The sequence below is a fragment of the Streptomyces sp. NPDC097129 genome, assembly GCF_055668065.1.
Map to the genome: position 1 here is coordinate 758927 of NZ_JBVOQE010000002.1, position 15607 is coordinate 774533.

General features: G+C 74.0%; 11 protein-coding genes and 1 pseudogene. 5 read left to right on the top strand and 7 right to left on the bottom strand.

The annotated features are described in order from the left end of the window. The first annotated feature begins 40 nt into the window (after positions 1-40). Positions 41-964, top strand: a complete 924-nt coding sequence (gene mmuM / locus AC0B9F_RS09140) for a homocysteine S-methyltransferase (RefSeq protein WP_472000253.1) — start codon at positions 41-43, stop codon at positions 962-964. Between the two features lie 80 nt (positions 965-1044). Here the strand turns inward: mmuM and AC0B9F_RS09145 are convergent, their stop codons facing one another. Further along, a complete protein-coding gene (locus tag AC0B9F_RS09145) occupies positions 1045-2670 on the bottom strand; it encodes a carboxylesterase/lipase family protein (RefSeq protein WP_472000256.1) in 1626 nt (541 codons plus the stop codon). Positions 2671-3062: 392 nt separating this feature from the next. On the opposite strand from AC0B9F_RS09145, the pseudogene AC0B9F_RS09150 reads away from it, so the two are divergent. Then, positions 3063-3773: pseudogene (locus AC0B9F_RS09150) on the top strand (substrate-binding domain-containing protein); the annotation flags it as partial. A gap of 363 nt (positions 3774-4136) precedes the next feature. Here the strand turns inward: AC0B9F_RS09150 and AC0B9F_RS09155 are convergent. Further along, positions 4137-4394, bottom strand: coding sequence for a hypothetical protein (locus AC0B9F_RS09155; RefSeq protein WP_472000258.1), 258 nt, complete (start codon positions 4392-4394; stop codon positions 4137-4139). Next, a complete protein-coding gene (locus tag AC0B9F_RS09160; RefSeq protein WP_472000260.1) occupies positions 4391-5308 on the bottom strand; it encodes an isocitrate lyase/PEP mutase family protein in 918 nt (305 codons plus the stop codon). Before AC0B9F_RS09160 ends, AC0B9F_RS09155 begins: the two co-directional genes overlap by 4 nt. A gap of 243 nt (positions 5309-5551) precedes the next feature. Here AC0B9F_RS09160 and AC0B9F_RS09165 point away from each other — a divergent pair, with 243 nt between their 5' ends. Then, positions 5552-6541 (top strand): phage baseplate protein, encoded by a 990-nt coding sequence (locus AC0B9F_RS09165; protein ID WP_472000263.1) that lies wholly within the window; start codon positions 5552-5554, stop codon positions 6539-6541. Between the two features lie 40 nt (positions 6542-6581). Here the strand turns inward: AC0B9F_RS09165 and AC0B9F_RS09170 are convergent, their stop codons facing one another. Then, the gene (locus AC0B9F_RS09170) at positions 6582-9086 is read right to left on the bottom strand and encodes an ATP-dependent Clp protease ATP-binding subunit (protein ID WP_472000266.1); all 2505 of its coding nucleotides are present in this window, start codon (positions 9084-9086) and stop codon (positions 6582-6584) included. A gap of 367 nt (positions 9087-9453) precedes the next feature. On the opposite strand from AC0B9F_RS09170, the gene AC0B9F_RS09175 reads away from it, so the two are divergent. Next, a complete protein-coding gene (locus tag AC0B9F_RS09175; protein ID WP_472000268.1) occupies positions 9454-9852 on the top strand; it encodes a VOC family protein in 399 nt (132 codons plus the stop codon). On the opposite strand, the gene AC0B9F_RS09180 is transcribed toward AC0B9F_RS09175, so the two are convergent. The 3 genes from AC0B9F_RS09180 to AC0B9F_RS09190 form a co-directional block, all read right to left on the bottom strand. After that, the gene (locus AC0B9F_RS09180) at positions 9838-10533 is read right to left on the bottom strand and encodes a helix-turn-helix domain-containing protein (protein ID WP_472000272.1); all 696 of its coding nucleotides are present in this window, start codon (positions 10531-10533) and stop codon (positions 9838-9840) included. The genes AC0B9F_RS09175 and AC0B9F_RS09180 overlap by 15 nt on opposite strands. Positions 10534-11143: 610 nt before the next feature. Further along, positions 11144-12079 carry an AraC family transcriptional regulator gene (locus AC0B9F_RS09185; protein WP_472000274.1) on the bottom strand — a complete coding sequence of 312 codons (936 nt, stop codon included), beginning with the start codon at positions 12077-12079 and terminating at the stop codon, positions 11144-11146. Positions 12080-12406: 327 nt separating this feature from the next. After that, positions 12407-13573, bottom strand: a complete 1167-nt coding sequence (locus AC0B9F_RS09190; RefSeq protein WP_472000277.1) for a YihY/virulence factor BrkB family protein — start codon at positions 13571-13573, stop codon at positions 12407-12409. A gap of 135 nt (positions 13574-13708) precedes the next feature. Here AC0B9F_RS09190 and AC0B9F_RS09195 point away from each other — a divergent pair, with 135 nt between their 5' ends. Then, the gene (locus AC0B9F_RS09195; RefSeq protein WP_472000280.1) at positions 13709-15343 is read left to right on the top strand and encodes an acyl-CoA dehydrogenase family protein; all 1635 of its coding nucleotides are present in this window, start codon (positions 13709-13711) and stop codon (positions 15341-15343) included. Positions 15344-15607: the final 264 nt, after the last annotated feature.

Genomic DNA, 15607 nt, shown 5'->3' on the forward strand with positions numbered 1-15607 from the left:
TCAGTGTCCCGCGAGGAGGCCGGCGGGTTAGCGTCGGACCATGACGAGCGACACCCCTCCCCCTCTCGCCGACGCCCTCGCCGCAGGGACGGTCGTCCTCGACGGCGGGATGTCCAACCAGCTGGAGGCCGCCGGGCACGACCTGAGCGACGAACTGTGGTCGGCGCGGCTGCTCGCCGAACGGCCCCAGGCGATCATCGAGGCGCATCTCGCGTACGCCGAGGCGGGCGCCGACGTGGCGATCACGGCGAGCTACCAGGCGACCTTCGAGGGCTTCGCGAGGCGCGGGATCGGCCGCGCGGAGGCGGCCCGGCTGCTCGGGCTGAGCGTGGAGGCGGCCCGGCAGGCGCGGGCGCGGGCCCGCGCCGAGGGGGTGACCCGGCCGCTGTGGGTGGCCGCGTCCGTCGGCCCCTACGGGGCGATGCTCGCCGACGGCTCCGAGTACCGGGGCCGCTACGGGCTCACGGTCGCGGAGCTGGAGCGTTTCCACCGCCCGCGGATGGAGGCGCTGGCGGCTGCCCGGCCGGACGTGTTCGCGCTGGAGACGGTCCCCGACGCCGACGAGGCCGCGGCCCTGCTGCGGGCGGTGCGCGGACTCGGGGTGCCGGCGTGGCTGTCGTACACCGTCGACGGGGACCGCACCCGCGCCGGGCAGCCGCTGGAGGACGCCTTCGCGCTCGCCGCCGACGTGGACGAGGTGATCGCGGTCGGCGTCAACTGCTGTGCCCCGCGGGACGTGGCCGCCGCCGTCGCCACCGCGGCGCGGGTCACCGGCAAGCCGGTGGTGGTCTACCCCAACAGCGGCGAACGGTGGGACGCCGGGACGCGCGCCTGGGACGGCCGCTCCACTTTCGCGCCCGAACAGGTGCGGGGCTGGCGGGAGTCGGGCGCCCGGCTGATCGGCGGCTGCTGCCGGGTGGGCCCGGAGGCGATCACCGCGATCGCCCGCACGCTCGCCACGTGACGGGCGGCGGCCGGCCGGAGCGGAGACGGCCGGTCACGCTCCGGCCGCGAGAGCACCGCCGGCCCGCGGGGACCCCGGGTTCAGCGGCGGCGCAGGGCTGACGTGCGGCGCAGGCGGCGGACGGCGGAGCGCAGTTCCACGCTCCGGGCGGCCGGTCCGGCCGCCGGGGGTGTCCGGGCGGCGGCCACGGCCGCCTGCGCGACGGCGTCCAGACGCCACAGGGCGAGTTCCCGGTCGCGCGGCCCGAGGGCGGTGTACGGGTCGCGCACGGCGTCCGGGCGGCTCTCCTCGCGCGCTCCCGCCAACTCGCCGAAGACCCGCACCGGATGCGCGGTGTCCCACGGCTCCCAGCCGGGGTCGCCGTCGGCGACGAAGCGCACCCAGGCGCGGTGCATCTGGTCGGCCAGCTGTTGCGGTCCGCCCTCACCGGCCAGTTTGGCCGCCTCGGGGACCTCGCCGGTGTCGAAGACGAAGCCCAGTTCGAGGGCGTGGCAGGCGCCGAGGCCGGACAGCAGCGACGGCCAGGCGAACTCGTAGACGTACGCCGAGCCGGGGCGGGCGTCGGCCAGGCGGTGCAGCGGGATCCGCAGCAGGTGGTCGGTGACGAGCTGGCCGACGATCTCCGCGGTACCGGCGTCGGGGTGCAGGGCGCGGTAACCGCGCACGACCTCGTGACCGCAGCGGCAGCGGGCCATGGCTCCCGCGAGGGCGACCGGGCCGAGCCGGTCGACGCGTTCGACGAGACCGCCCGGGACCAGCCACAGCCGGTACTCGTCGCGGGTCCAGCCCAGCAGCAGTTCGGCGCCGGACGCGGCGTCACCGTCGACCAGGGCCTGGAGCGGGTCGCGGGGCACCAGGTCGCCGTCGACGACGATGCCGAACGACGGCCCGCCCAGCACCGGGCTGCTCAGCCGCCCGATCTCGGCCTGGGTACGCAGCAGCAGGTCGCGGTCGACGGCGGCGAACGCCTCGGCGGTGGCGGGCACCTTCAGCCGGGCCGCCATCCGGCGCACCATGCGCCGCACCTTGTCCCGGTCGAGGGACTCCGGCGGCCCGCTCTGCAGGACGGCGCGCCGGAACAGGCCCTGTGCCTGCGGCGCGGCGATCAGCGCGCCGGTGCTGATGGCCCCGGCGGACTGGCCGGCCAGGGTGACGCGCGCGGGGTCGCCGCCGAAGGCCGCGACCGCCTCGTGCACCCACTGCAGGGCGGCGAGCTGGTCACGCAGGCCGGGGTTCGCGGGGGCGTCGGGGAACAGGCCGTATCCCTCCACGCCCAGCCGGTAGTTCACCGACACGAGCACCACGCCGTCGCGGGCGAAGGGGTGCCCGCCGTACACGGGCACGGCCGAGGAGCCGCGGGTCAGGGCGCCGCCGTGGAACCACACCAGCACCGGCAGCCGGGCCGCGGGATCCGGGTCGGGGGTCCAGACGTTGAGGTTGAGGCAGTCCTCGCCCGGCACGACCGGGTCCGACAGGTACTTCTCGAAGGCCTCCGAGTACGGCGGCTTCGGCGGCGTCGGACCGAAGGTTCCGGCGTCCCGCACCCCGTCCCACGGCTCGGGCGGCGCGGGCGGCCGGAACCGCAGCGGGCCCGACGGGGGCGCCGCGTACGGGATGCCCCGGAACACGGCGACGCCGTTCTCGTACCGGCCGCGTACCCGCCCGTGGGGGGTCGCGACCACCGGGTCCTTCCGGTCTGCCGTCATACGCCCACCAGCCCTTCGCCGCGCTCGTACTCCGGTCTCACCAGAGCACCACAGCCGCGCCCGGTATTCCGGTGCAGGGGGGCGGCATTGGGCTGTTCGGCGTAAGCCGCCTTTGGGCAGGTGAGGCTCGCGCGGGTCCGCGTTCTCCGGCGTTCCCCGGTGTCTTCACCTGGCGTGGCCGCGCCCCCTAGGATAGCAAGCGCTTTCTACTGGCAGCCGGTGCCGTGCCGGAGGTTTTCGACCGGACGCCGGTGCCGCGCAGGCCGGACGTTGCGATGGCCCTCGGGCGGGCCGGAGAGGTGGTTCCCGATGGTCCGTACGGGGAGTACGAGCGTGGCGGCCGGGCCGACCCTGGCCGTCGTCGCCCGGGAGGCGGGGCCGGTGAGGACGGCGGCCGACGGCAACACGGCTGGCTGGACAGGCTCGGTGCGCGGGGCTCGGCCGGAGTGCTGTACCACTTGGCGGAGCTGACGGAGCCGCAGCAGGCCTGGCTGGAGCAGCGCCGCGTCCCGTTCGTGATGATCGACCCGGCGGTGGAGCCACGGCCGGGCGTGGTGTCGGTGGGCGCGGCGAACTGGCGGGGCGGGGTCACGGCGACGGAACACCTGCTGGCGCTCGGCCATGAGCGGATCGCCGTGATCGCCGGGCACCGGGAAACGTCGGTGAGCGGTGCGCGGGTGGCCGGGTACCGCTCGGCGCTGTCGGCGGCGGGGGTGCGGCACCGCCCCGAGTATGTGCGCCACGCCGGTTCCGACGAGACGGCGGCTCGGCGCCGTATGCGGGAGCTGCTGGCGCTGCCCGAGCCGCCCACCGCGGTCTTCGCGTGCTCCGACCGGATGGCGTTCGGGGTGTACGAGGCGGTGGCGGAGCGGGGGTTGAGGGTGCCGGACGACGTCAGCGTCATCGGTTTCGACGACTGTCCCGAGGCCCGCTGGACCACTCCGGCACTGACCACGGTGCGGCAGCCACTGGCAGAGATGGCGGCGACGGCGCTCGGGCTGCTGGTGCGGATGATGAACGGCGACCGCCCGGAGAGCACCCGCACGGAACTGTCGACACGGCTGGTACGACGGGCGAGCACGGGGGTCCCGAAGGGGGCGTGACGGGGGGTCGGCACGGGCGGCGTCGGGCGCGGCCTCGGCCTCGGGCTCACAGCCAGGGGGCGTGACTGACAGGTCCGGCACGGGCGGCGTGCGCGCAGCCAGGGGGTGCGTGACGGGCCCGGCACGGGAATGGGGCGCGCACTCGCGGTGGGGCACCGCCTGCGCGGGGTGCTCCGCCGTAGTGCGGCGCGGACACCGGCCTGCGGGCCTGGCCGGGGGTGCGGGGCAAACACCCGTCAGGCGCGGCCGACCGTGGGTGCGGCGCGGACTCCCGCCCCGCGCGCCCGGTCGTGCGCGCGGGGCGGGTGCGCGATGGGTGCCGGCGCCGGTGGATGCCGGCGCCGGCAGGAGCGGCGGCCCGCTTCAGTGCGTGCGGGTCGCGCCGACGAGGGCCTGCATCAGGTCCACGGCGCTGCCGTCGTGGTCGCTGCCGGCGGTGCCGCTGCCGGTCTGGAGGTTCGCGGTGCGGTCCACTTCCAGGACCGAGTCCGCCTGGGAGTTGTCGATGACGGTGATCAGGCCGCCCTGGGCCGCCGCCGGTGCCGCCGAGGCGCCGAGCACGGCCGCCGCGAGGACCGCGGCCGTGCGCAGCCGCCCGGCGGCCGGGCGCGCGCCGCTCACGCCGGGACGCCCTCGGACTCGGCCTGTGCGACGGCGGCCTCCGCCTCGGCGACGGTCTGTCCGGCGGTGGGCGCCGTGCGCAGGCGGGCGATGTTGCGTTCCAGCAGCCGGGTGGCGGCCTTGACGCCGACGCCGCGCGCGGCGTCGACCTCGGGCAGCCGGCCGTCGGCCTCCTTGAGCCCGGCGAGCGCGGAGTCCATCGCCTCGTGCGCGGCGAACAGGCACGGCGTGCTGTAGATGGCGACGTCGACACCCAGGTCGGACAGCTCGCTCAGCGACAGCCGGGGCGACTTGCCGCCGGCGATCTGGTTGAACAGCACCGGCTTGCCGCCGACCACCTCGCGGATGCGGCGGATCCACTCCACGCTGCGCACCCCGTCGACGAGGACCACGTCGGCGCCGGTGGCGGCGAGCCGCTCGGCGCGGTGCAGGATGTCGTCCTCGTCGGTGGCGTCGGTGCGGGCCACCACGACCAGGTCGCGGCGCGCCTTGAGCACCTGTTCCAGTTTGTCGAGGTACTCGTCCAGCGGCAGCACCTGCTTGCCGTCGGCGTGGCCGCAGCGGCGGGGACGCTTCTGGTCCTCCAGGATGACTCCGGAGGCGCCGATCCGCTCCAGCCCCTCGACGACATGGCAGGCGACCTCGGGGTCGACGTAGCCGTCGTCGATGTCGACGAGCAGGTGGTGGTGCGGGAAGGCGCCCCGCAGCCGCTGGACGAACGCCAGCATGTCGGGCCAGGCGATGAAGCCGATGTCGGGCAGTCCGTAGTAGGACGCGGCGAAGCCGAACCCGGAGACGAACATCCCGTCGTAGTGCCGGGCGGCGATCGACGCGGAGTACATGTCGTACACGCCGATCAGCGGGGTGGTCCCGGGTGCGGCGATCTGCTCGCGCAGCTTGTTCCCGTAAGTCAACGTTCAGCTCCTTGGATGGGGTTGAACACAGGGGCCCGAAGGGCGACCGCGGAGACCACGGACCCCCTTTACCAGGACAAAAGGATCTCTATACCGGGCGCCTACCGTCTCGTTGAGAGCGCTTTACTCACCCCAATGGCGGAAGCGGTTCACCGGAGAAACGTCACTGAAGGGCCATGTGCACCGCCGTCGTAACGTGCCCTAGGGTTCACGCTTTGACGTGCACTCAGCAAAAGGAATCACATGTCCCACACCGACGGCTGGACCCGCCGTTCCCTGCTGCGCGCCGGATCCGGGCTGGGCCTCGCCGCCCTCGGCCTGGGCGCGGCCTCCTTCCCCGCCTCCGCGGCCGTTCCCGCCTCGCAGCGCTTCGACCTGACCCAGCCGTCCTACGACCTGTACCGCGGCAAGTCGCTGCACGATGTGACGGTTCAGCAGGGGTTCGCCTTCGACAACGTCAACCGGCGCCTGTTCGTCGCCCAGCGGCTCGACGGGTCGGCGGACACGGCCGGCGATCTGTGCGTCACGCAGCTCGACTTCGCGGGCAACTACGTCGGTTACATGCATCTGACCGGTTTCGGGCACGGCGTCGCCTTCGGCGCGCAGGGCGTGGGCAGCTCCACCTACCTGTGGACGGAGGTGGACTCCACGAACGGCTACGGCCAGCGGCTCGCCCGGTTCAAGTTCACCAGCGGCACGACGCTGGCGCACACGTCCTCCGCGCTGACCAAGTACACGCCCGTCGCCGCGGCCACCCAGCACACCTGCTCCATCGACCCGGTGAACAACCGGCTGATCGTCCGGTACCAGCTCACCGACGGCAAGCACATAGCCGCCTACGACCTCGACGCCGCCACCAACGGCGACTTCAGCAGCCCGCTCGCCGACTTCAAGCAGCCGTCGCTGCCCACCCTGTCCCCCACCTTCCAGGGCTACACCGCCTACGGCCAGTACCTGTACGTGCTGACCGGCGACAGTTATGACGTCACCGGCAAGGACGCCGCCGGCAACGAGATCGTCAACTCCGAGATCACGAGCATCGACATGAACACAGGCGCGATCGCCCAGGGCCCGGTGCTGACGAAGGCCGGTTCGACCCTGGACTTCCGCGAGCCGGAGGGCCTGGCGATCTACCAGACGGCCGCCGGCGAGGTCCGTCTCTTCCTCGGCTTCGCCTCGGGCGTCGCGGGCGACCGCCGCTCCAACCTCTTCTACAAGAACGTCCTGGTCTGACACACCGGGCCTGGCGTAACCCGCGGTGGGCCGGCCCTTCTCAGGGGGCCGGCGTCACCTCGGCCGGGCGCTCCACCCGGCACACCAGAGCATCGCCCACGACGTCGGCGACGATCGTGTCGCCGGGGTCGGCCTCGTCCGCCAGCAGCAGGGAGGCGATGCGGTTGTCCAGTTCGGCCTGGATGGTGCGGCGCAGCGGGCGGGCGCCGAACTCCGGCTGATGGCCGTGCGCGACGAGCAGCTTCTTCGCCGCCTCGGTGACCTCCAGCTCCAGCCCCTGGGCGCGCACCCGGCGCCGGCTGGCGTCCAGCAGCAGGTCCACGATCCGGTCGAGGTCGGCCTCGGTGAGGGCGTGGAAGACGACGATGTCGTCGATCCGGTTGAGGAACTCCGGCAGGAAGCGGCCGCGCAGGTCCTGCATCAGCTCGTCCTTGATGCCGCTGACGTCGCCGTGGTGGGCGAGGATGCGCTGGGCGCCGATGTTGGAGGTCATCACGACGACCGTGTTGCGGAAGTCGACCGTGCGGCCCTGCGCGTCGGTGAGCCGTCCGTCGTCGAGGACCTGCAACAGCGTGTTGAACACGTCCGGGTGAGCCTTCTCCACCTCGTCGAACAGCAGCACGCTGTACGGCTGCCGGCGCACCTTCTCGGTGAGCTGGCCCGCCTCCTCGTGGCCGACGTACCCGGGCGGGGCGCCGACGAGCCGGGAGACGGTGTGCTTCTCCTGGAACTCGCTCATGTCGAAGCGCACCAGCCGGTTCTCGTCACCGAACAGCAAGTCGGCGAGCGCCTTGGCCAGTTCGGTCTTGCCGACGCCGGTCGGGCCGAGGAAGAGGAAGGAACCCACGGGCCGGTTCGGGTCGCCCATGCCGGCCCGGTTGCGGCGTACCGCCTGGGCGATGGCGGTGACCGCCTCGTCCTGGCCGACGACCCGGGAGTGCAGGGCGTCCTCCAGTTTCAGCAGGCGCTCCTTCTCGGTCTCCGTCAGCTGGGCCACCGGGATGCCGGTGCGCCGGGAGAGGACCTCGGCGATGTCGGCGGCGGTGACCTCCATGACGCCCTCGCGGCGCTCGGCGACGCCGGCGATCTCCGCCTCGACCTCGGCGATGTGCTCCTTGATGTCGGCGGCCTTCTCGAAGTCCTCGGCGGCGACGGCCTGGTCCTTCTCCCGGTTCAGCTTGGCCAGCCGGTCCTCGCGCTCGGCGACCTCGGTGGACTTGCCGAGGGAGCGCAGCCGTACCCGCGCCCCGGCCTGGTCGAGCAGGTCGATCGCCTTGTCGGGCAGGAACCGGTCGGTGACGTACCGGTCGGACAGCTCGGCCGCGGCGACGAGCGCGTCGTCGGTGTAGCGGACCTGGTGATGGGCCTCGTAGGAGTCGCGCAGGCCCTCCAGGATCAGCACGGTCTCCTCGACACTGGGCTCGGGCACCGTCACCGGCTGGAAGCGGCGCTCCAGCGCGGCGTCCTTCTCCACGTACCGCCGGTACTCGTCGAGGGTGGTGGCGCCGACGACGTGCAGTTCGCCGCGGGCGAGGGCGGGCTTGAGGATGTTCCCGGCGTCCATCGAGCCCTCGCCGGTGGCGCCCGCGCCGACGACGGTGTGCAGCTCGTCGATGAACAGGATCGTCGACTCGGAGGCGGCCTTGACCTCGTCGATGACGTTCTTCAGCCGCTCCTCGAACTGCCCGCGGTACTGGGCGCCGGCGATCAGCCCGGTCAGATCCAGGGCGACGACCCGCTTGTCCTTCAGCGTCTGCGGCACGTCACCGGTGACGATCCGCTGTGCGAGCCCCTCCACGATGGCGGTCTTGCCGACGCCCGGCTCGCCGATGAGGACGGGGTTGTTCTTGGAGCGGCGGGAGAGGATCTCCACGGTCTGCTCGATCTCCTCGGCGCGGCCCACGACCGGGTCGAGCTTGCCGGCCCTGGCCTCCTCGGTCAGGTCACGGCCGTACTCGTCGAGGGTGGGCGTCGCACTCGCCGGGCGGCTCTCGGCCCGTTCGGGGCGGGCGGCGGTCTCGGCGGCGCGGCGCAGCCCGTCGAGTTCCAGACCCGATCCGGTGAGCAGCTTGGCGGCGGCCGCGTCGGGCGAGTCCAGCAGCGCGCCGAGGATGTGCTCCGGGCCGATGTACGACACGCCGGTCGCCTGCGAGCGGGCGTGGGCGCGCAGCAGCACCCGTTTGGCGGCGGGGGTGAGGCCGGGCTGCGCCGAGGGGGTGCCGCTCTCGCCGGGCAGCACGGCGGCGATCTTCCCGGCGAGGCCGTCCGGGTCGAGACCGGCCTGGGTGAGCAGCCCGCGGGCCGGTTCGACCTGGGTGCAGGCCCACAGCAGGTGCTCGGTGTCCAGGTCGGGGCTGCCGTCCTCGGCGGCCTTGCGGGTCGCGCGGTTGATGAGGTCCTGCGCGGACTCGGTCAGCAGCCGCCCGATCGGCACCCGCTGCACCTGCGGCGGGGAGGCGCCCGGGGACATGCCGAAGAACCGGTTGAGGATCTCCGAGAAGGGGTCCTGGCCGCCGAAGGAGGCACCGAAGGGGGGCATCGTCATGATCGCCGTCCGGAACGTGGAGGGGCAGGGAAAAGGGAGCGGGCAGGAGCGCGCGGTGGGCGAGGTCCGTCGGCGCACCGCGCGCACACGGGCCGGGCCAGGGCCGCCGCACTCCAGTGGAACAACAGCGTGACGCCCCCGCAACGCGAGGCCGCCGGGCGCCGGGCACCCGAGGAGCGCCATGCGTGCCCGTACTCCTGCCCGTACTCGTGCCCGTACTCCCGGAGGACGGCGCTGGATCTGTCCGGGGGGCCGCCGGGCAGGTCGTTCAGGGTGGACACGCCCGGCGTTGCGGCCGGTGGCCTTCGGCCCAGGCACGTCCGATTCCTTCAAGACGGGCGGCCGCCCCGGTCCCTACGGTGGCCGTATGACTCCACGATTCGACGCCATCGGACTGGTGGTCTCCGACATGGCCGCCTCCGTCCCCTTCTACCGGCGGCTCGGGTTCGCGTTCCCCGACGGGGCCGAGCGCGAGCCGCACACCGAGGCCGAGCTGCCCGGCGGGCTGCGGCTGCTGCTGGACACCGAGGACACCGTGCGCTCCTTCCACCCCGGGTGGCGGCCGCCGACGGGCGGCCCCCGGGCCGGCCTCGTACTGCGCTGCGCGGACCCGGAGGAGGTCGACACGGTGTACGACGACATGGTGGGCGCCGGGTACCACGGCGAGCTGAAGCCGTGGGACGCCTTCTGGGGGCAGCGGTACGCGGTGCTGCACGACCCGGACGGCACCGGCGTCGAGCTGTTCGCGCCGCTAGCCCAGGGCTGAGCCGCGCAGCAGTTCACCGAGCGGCATCCCGGCCAACTCCCTCATGTCACGGGCGAGATGGGCCTGGTCGGCGTATCCGGCGCGGGTCGCAGTCTCGGCGTAGGGGGTTCCCGCACGGGCCAGGGCGAGCGCGCGCTGGAGCCGCAGGACGCGGGCGAGGGTCTTCGGGCCGTAACCGAAGGCGGCCAGCGAGCGGCGGTGCAACTGGCGGGCGCTGAGGCCGAGTTCGTCGGCCGTGACGCCGACCGGACGGCCCGCGCCCAGCGCGTCGACGAGACGCCGCAGCAGCGGGTCGGGCGGCTCGGTGTCGGCGGCGCGGCGCAGCGCCGCCTCCTCCAGGGCCCGCGCGGGGTCGCCGCCGGCGTCGACACGGGCGCGCAGCCGCCGCACCCGTACCGCGGGCCACAGATCGGCCAGATCGACGCGGCGGTCGCGCAGCACGTGCGCGGGGACGCCGAGCAGGGCCGGGGCGGTGCCGGGGAAGAACCGCACACCGACGTACGGGACGGGAGGTCCCGCCGGGAGGTACGCGCGCGTGTCGGGCCCGGCGACGATCAGCCGCCCCTCGCTCCACATCAGATCCATACAACCGTCGGGCAGCACGGGCAGCGCACCCCCACCCGACGGACTGTTCGTCCACACCACGGCCCCGGGCACCCGCGACCCCCACTCCGCGTACACACGCCCAGGCTACGCGCGCGCCCGCCGACCGCCAGAGCAGCCTCGACACCCCAATCCGACGCGGCCAGCGAGCCCACCGGCGGGGAAAGCAGGCCCGGCACCACAGCCGACGCGGCACGCGAGCCCCGCCGGCCGGTAGAGCAACCTCGGCCCCCATCCGGCGCGGCGATGAGGAAGCCGTACCACCGCCACGGCCCGCGAACGCGCGCTCGGGCAACGCCAACGCGGTGGCACCGGGGGGCCTCGCCGTCGCGGCGGGACCGCCAAGGAGGGCATGGGGCCGGCCCTGGTCTCGGTGCGTGGCGCGCGTGGAACACGACCCGCAGGCTCCCGGCGCCCTCGCCGCCAACCTCATCGCAGCGCACCGCCGCGGAGGCCCCCGGCGCGGACATCGCCACCTGCAACGCGGCGAAGGAAAGGTCGGTGGCCTGACCGGCGCGGCGTGTGATCGCGGAGGCCCCCGGCGCGTTCGCCCTTCGGCGCCGGCGCGGCGGGCCGTCGCAGAGGCGCCCGGCGTGGGTGTTCCCGCCTCCGGCGCGGTGCCCGGGGTGTGGGCGCGGAGCCTCGTGTGTGGTCGCGGCCGGTGCGGTGGGCTGCGGCCGGGCCCTCGTTACGTCTCCCCCGCCCGGTACTGCTGCGGGCTGACTCCGTAGGCGCGCTTGAAGGCCGTGGAGAGGGCGAAGGCGCTGCCGTAGCCGATGCGGTGGGCGATCGCGGCGAGGGTGTCGTCCGTGTCGCGGAGGCGGTCGGCGGCCAGGGCCAGGCGCCAGGCCGTGAGGTGCGCCATCGGGGACTGGCCGACGAGCTCGGTGAAGCGCCGGGCCAGGGCCGCGCGGGAGACGCCGGTCTTGGCGGCGAGCGCGGCCACCGTCCAGGGGTGGGCCGGGTCGTCCTGGAGCAGCCGCAGCGCGCGGCCGACGACCGGGTCGGCGAGCGCCCGGTACCAGGCGGGGGCCTCGGCCGAAGGGCGGGAGAACCACGCCCGCAGCGCGGCGATGACCAGCAGGTCCAGGAGGCGGTCGAGGACGACCTCCTGGCCGGGTTCGTCGCGCACGATCTCGTCCGTCAGGATCGGGGTGAGCGGGCACGGCCACTCGGCGGCGGTCAGCGTCAGCAGTGGCGGCAGGGCGTCCAGCAGGCGGCCGGAGATCTCGCCCTGCAGCGGATACGTGCCGATGAGCAGCACGGTCGCGCCGTCGAGCCGGCTGCCCCAGCTGCGCACGCCGAGGTCCATGGAGCCGTTCAGGGCGCGGCCGTCGGGGTAGGTGCAGCGCCCGCCGGGCAGGATGACGGCCTGCGGCCCGGTCGCGGGGTCGTCGGCGCAGGTGTAGGCGTCGGGGCCGCGAGCGATGGCGAGGTCACCGGCCCGCAGCCGGACCCGCTCCCCCGTGTCCGGGACGATCCAGGTCTCGCCGCGCACCGCGAGCATCACGGTCAGCGGCGCCCGGTCCTCCACCCGTACGCTCCACGGCGGATCGAAACACGCCCGGATCATGAACGCGCCACGGGCGCGGGGCCCCTCCAGGAGGGATGCGAGGGCATCCATGGGGGCAGCGTAGACGCCCGCCCGCGGAATCATCCGTTCATCATCCGGCGACCGCCCGCCCCGGAACCCGGGTTCACGGCTCACGGCTCGCGGCTCACGGCCCGCGACTCGCGGCACGTGGCACGCGGCACGTGGCACGCGGCTCACGGCCCGCGACTCGCGGCACGCGGCACGCGGCACGCGACTCGCGGCACGTGGCACGTGGCACGTGGCACGTGGCACGTGGCCCGCGGCCCGCGGCCGCCCCATCGCGCCGCCGGCACCTGCCCCCCTTGAAGCAGCCCCCTGCCGGTCCAACCCCCGGCCCCCCAACCGCCCCCGGCGTTCTCACTTCTCCGGCGGGCCGCCCTCTTCCCCGTGCGGCTTGTGCGTGCTCTTCGCGTGGGTGCGCAGGCGGCCCGTCACATCCTCCGGAGGAAGGAAGCGGGACCAGCGTTCGGGGAACTCCGACGGCATGTCCGGGTCGTCGGGGTCGTCGGGGTCGAGTTCGCGGGTGGCCGTGGCCCGGGCGACGTAGTCGGCGACCTGGGCCTCGCGCACCCGTTCCTGCGCGGCGCGCGCCGCGGCCGTGGCGGCGGCCGGCCACACCCGGTCGATCGCGGCGTTGACCGCGGCCCCGACGAGCACGGCGAACGCGGACACACCGATCCACAGCAGGACGGCGACCGCGGCCGCCAGCGAGCCGTAGATCGTCGCGCCCTCGATGGTGTGCTGGAGGTAGATCCGCAGCAGGAAGCTGCCGAGCACCCACATCGCGAGGGCGACGAGCGCGCCCGGCACGTCCTCGATCCAGGGTGAGCGCACCGGCACGGACACGTGGTACAGCGTGGTCAGGAAGGCGATCGACAGCACGATCACCACCGGCCAGTACAGGACCTGCACCACCGTCGTCGACCAGGGCAGGATCCCCACCACCGCGTCCGGGCCCGCGACCATCAGCGGCAGCGCGATCGAGCCGATCAGCAGCGCCACGACGAACAGCAGGAACGCCATCAGCCGGGTCTTGACGATGCCGCGCACGCCGTCGAGGCCGTACATGACGGTGATGGTGTCGATGAAGACGTTCACCGCCCGCGAGCCCGACCACAGGGCGAAGACGAAGCCGACGGAGATGACGTCGGGCCGGCCGCCCTTGAGGACGTCGTCCAGGATCGGTTGCGCGATCTCCCGCACACCCCGGTCGGACAGGACGGTGCGCGAGGCCTCCAGCAGGTTGTTCCTGAGGCTGGTGATGGTGTCGGTGCCGGTCCAGGCGTCGACGTAACCGAGCAGGCCGATGAGGCTCAGCAGCAGCGGCGGCACCGACAGCAGCGAGAAGAACGCCGCCTCGGCGGCCAGGCCCAGGATGCGGTACTCGATGCAGGAGTTGACGGTGTCCTTCAGCAGCAGCCAGGCGGTCCGGCGCTTGGAGACGTTCCGGTAGAGCGCACGCGCCCGGTGCAGACGACCGGAGGGGCTCGGCGGGGGCTCGGGTGACTGACTTGCTGACTGCACGCCCTAAAGGTATCCGTCGCCGGAGGGTGCGCTCACATCGCAGGTCGCCCCGGTGCCGGGCGGCCCCGGGCGGGCGGGCTCGCGGCCCGTGTCGGGCGGGTCATGAGCGCGCGACCGGCGGGTAGGTTGCCGTACATGGCAGGCAGCACGCACACCGTGACCAACCAGCCGGAGCCGCTGGCCGGGTACGACGTCTTCTCCGCCGACCGCGCGCTGGTGGCCGCGGTGCGGCGGCACCTGGATCCGGGCCTGCACGGCGAGGCCCTGGCCGACCTGTCCGGGCTGGGCCGCTCGGCGGGGTCGGCGCAGGTGCAGGAGTGGGGTGCGCAGGCCAACGACAACCCGCCCCGGCTGCGCTCCCACGACCGTTACGGCAACCGGATCGACGAGGTGGAGTTCCATCCGGCCTGGCACCGGCTGCTCGGCAAGGGCGTCGGGGCGGGCCTGACCTCGGCGTGGAACCGGCCGGGCGGCCATGTGCGGCGGGCGGCCGCGTTCGTCGTGTGGACGCAGGTCGAGGCGGGCAACACCTGCCCGCTGTCGATGACCCACGCGGCCGTGCCCGCGCTGCGCACCGACCCGGAGTTGGCCGCCGAGTGGGAGCTGCGGCTGACGTCCACCGTCTACGACCGGGGGCTGAGGCCGGCGGCGGACAAGGCGGGCGTGCTGTTCGGGATGGGCATGACCGAGAAGCAGGGCGGCAGCGACGTCCGGGCGAACACGACGGCCGCGCGGCCGCTCGCCGAGGACGGGACGTACGAGCTGACCGGGCACAAGTGGTTCTGCTCGGCGCCGATGTCGGACGGCTTCCTGGTGCTGGCGCAGGCGCCCGGGGGCCTGACCTGCTTCCTGGTGCCGCGGGTGCTCCAGGACGGCTCGCGCAACGTGTTCCTGGTGCAGCGGCTGAAGGACAAGCTCGGCAACCGGTCGAACGCTTCGGCGGAGGTGGAGTTCGCCGGGACGTGGGCGCGCCGGGTCGGTGAGGAGGGACACGGGGTGCGGACCATCATCGGGATGGTCGCGGCGACCCGGCTGGACTGTGTGCTGGGCTCGGCGGGGCTGATGCGGCAGGCGGTCGCCCAGGCGGTCCACCACTGCGCCCAACGGGAGGCGTTCGGCGGGAAGCTGATCGACAAGCCGCTGATGCGCAACGTTCTGGCCGATCTGGCGCTGGAGTCGGAGGCGGCGACGACGCTGGCGCTGCGGCTCGCCCAGGCCTGCGACGACGACTCCGAACAGGCGCGGGCGCTGCTGCGGATCGCCGTGCCCGCGGCGAAGTTCTGGGTGACCAAGCGCTGCCCCCCGGTGGCCGTGGAGGCCGCCGAGTGCCTGGGCGGCAACGGGTACGTCGAGGAGTCGGGGCTGCCCCGGCTGGTGCGCGAGTCGCCGCTGAACTCGGTCTGGGAGGGCGCCGGCAATGTGCAGGCGCTGGACGTGCTGCGGGCGCTGCGACGGGAACCGGCCGCGCTGGACGCGTATCTGCGGGAGGTCGGGCTGGCGCGCGGCGCGGACCACCGGCTGGACGCGGCGATCAAGGACCTGCTGACCGAACTGGCCGACCTGGAGGGCGTCGAGGCGCGGGCCCGGCGGCTCACGGAGCGCCTCGCGCTGGTCCTGCAGGGCTCGCTGCTGGTGCGGTTCGCACCGCCGGAGGTGGCGGACGCGTTCTGCGCGGGGCGGCTGGGCAGCGACGGCGGCGCGGCCTTCGGGACGCTGCCGCACACCCTGGACCTGGCGTCGGTCGTGGAGCGGGCCCGCCCGGTGTCCTGAGCGGTCCGGGAGGCTGCCGTGGGAACGGGGGTGGTGCTGCGCCGACACGGCACCACCCCCGCGCAATGGCCCCAAGCAAGGCCAGGTACGCCGCTCGGGGACGGCGTGGCTTAATTTTCAACGAACCGGGTGACGGTCCACCAGGGTTGCAGGGGGTTGCAATATGACCGGACTGCGTCCTTCCGTCGGCGGCGGTCGGCAGACTGGATCCGACTCGGCACGACCAGCGGAACAGACCGGAAAACGACCCTCGTTGCGGTTGAC

Coding starts and splice junctions, on each gene's coding strand:
- mmuM (WP_472000253.1), top strand. CDS start 41: ATGACGAGCGACACCCCTCCCCCTCTCGCCGACGCCCTCGCCGCAGGG.
- AC0B9F_RS09145 (WP_472000256.1), bottom strand. CDS start 2,670: ATGACGGCAGACCGGAAGGACCCGGTGGTCGCGACCCCCCACGGGCGG.
- AC0B9F_RS09165 (WP_472000263.1), top strand. CDS start 5,552: ATGTCCCACACCGACGGCTGGACCCGCCGTTCCCTGCTGCGCGCCGGA.
- AC0B9F_RS09170 (WP_472000266.1), bottom strand. CDS start 9,086: ATGACGATGCCCCCCTTCGGTGCCTCCTTCGGCGGCCAGGACCCCTTC.
- AC0B9F_RS09175 (WP_472000268.1), top strand. CDS start 9,454: ATGACTCCACGATTCGACGCCATCGGACTGGTGGTCTCCGACATGGCC.
- AC0B9F_RS09185 (WP_472000274.1), bottom strand. CDS start 12,079: ATGGATGCCCTCGCATCCCTCCTGGAGGGGCCCCGCGCCCGTGGCGCG.
- AC0B9F_RS09195 (WP_472000280.1), top strand. CDS start 13,709: ATGGCAGGCAGCACGCACACCGTGACCAACCAGCCGGAGCCGCTGGCC.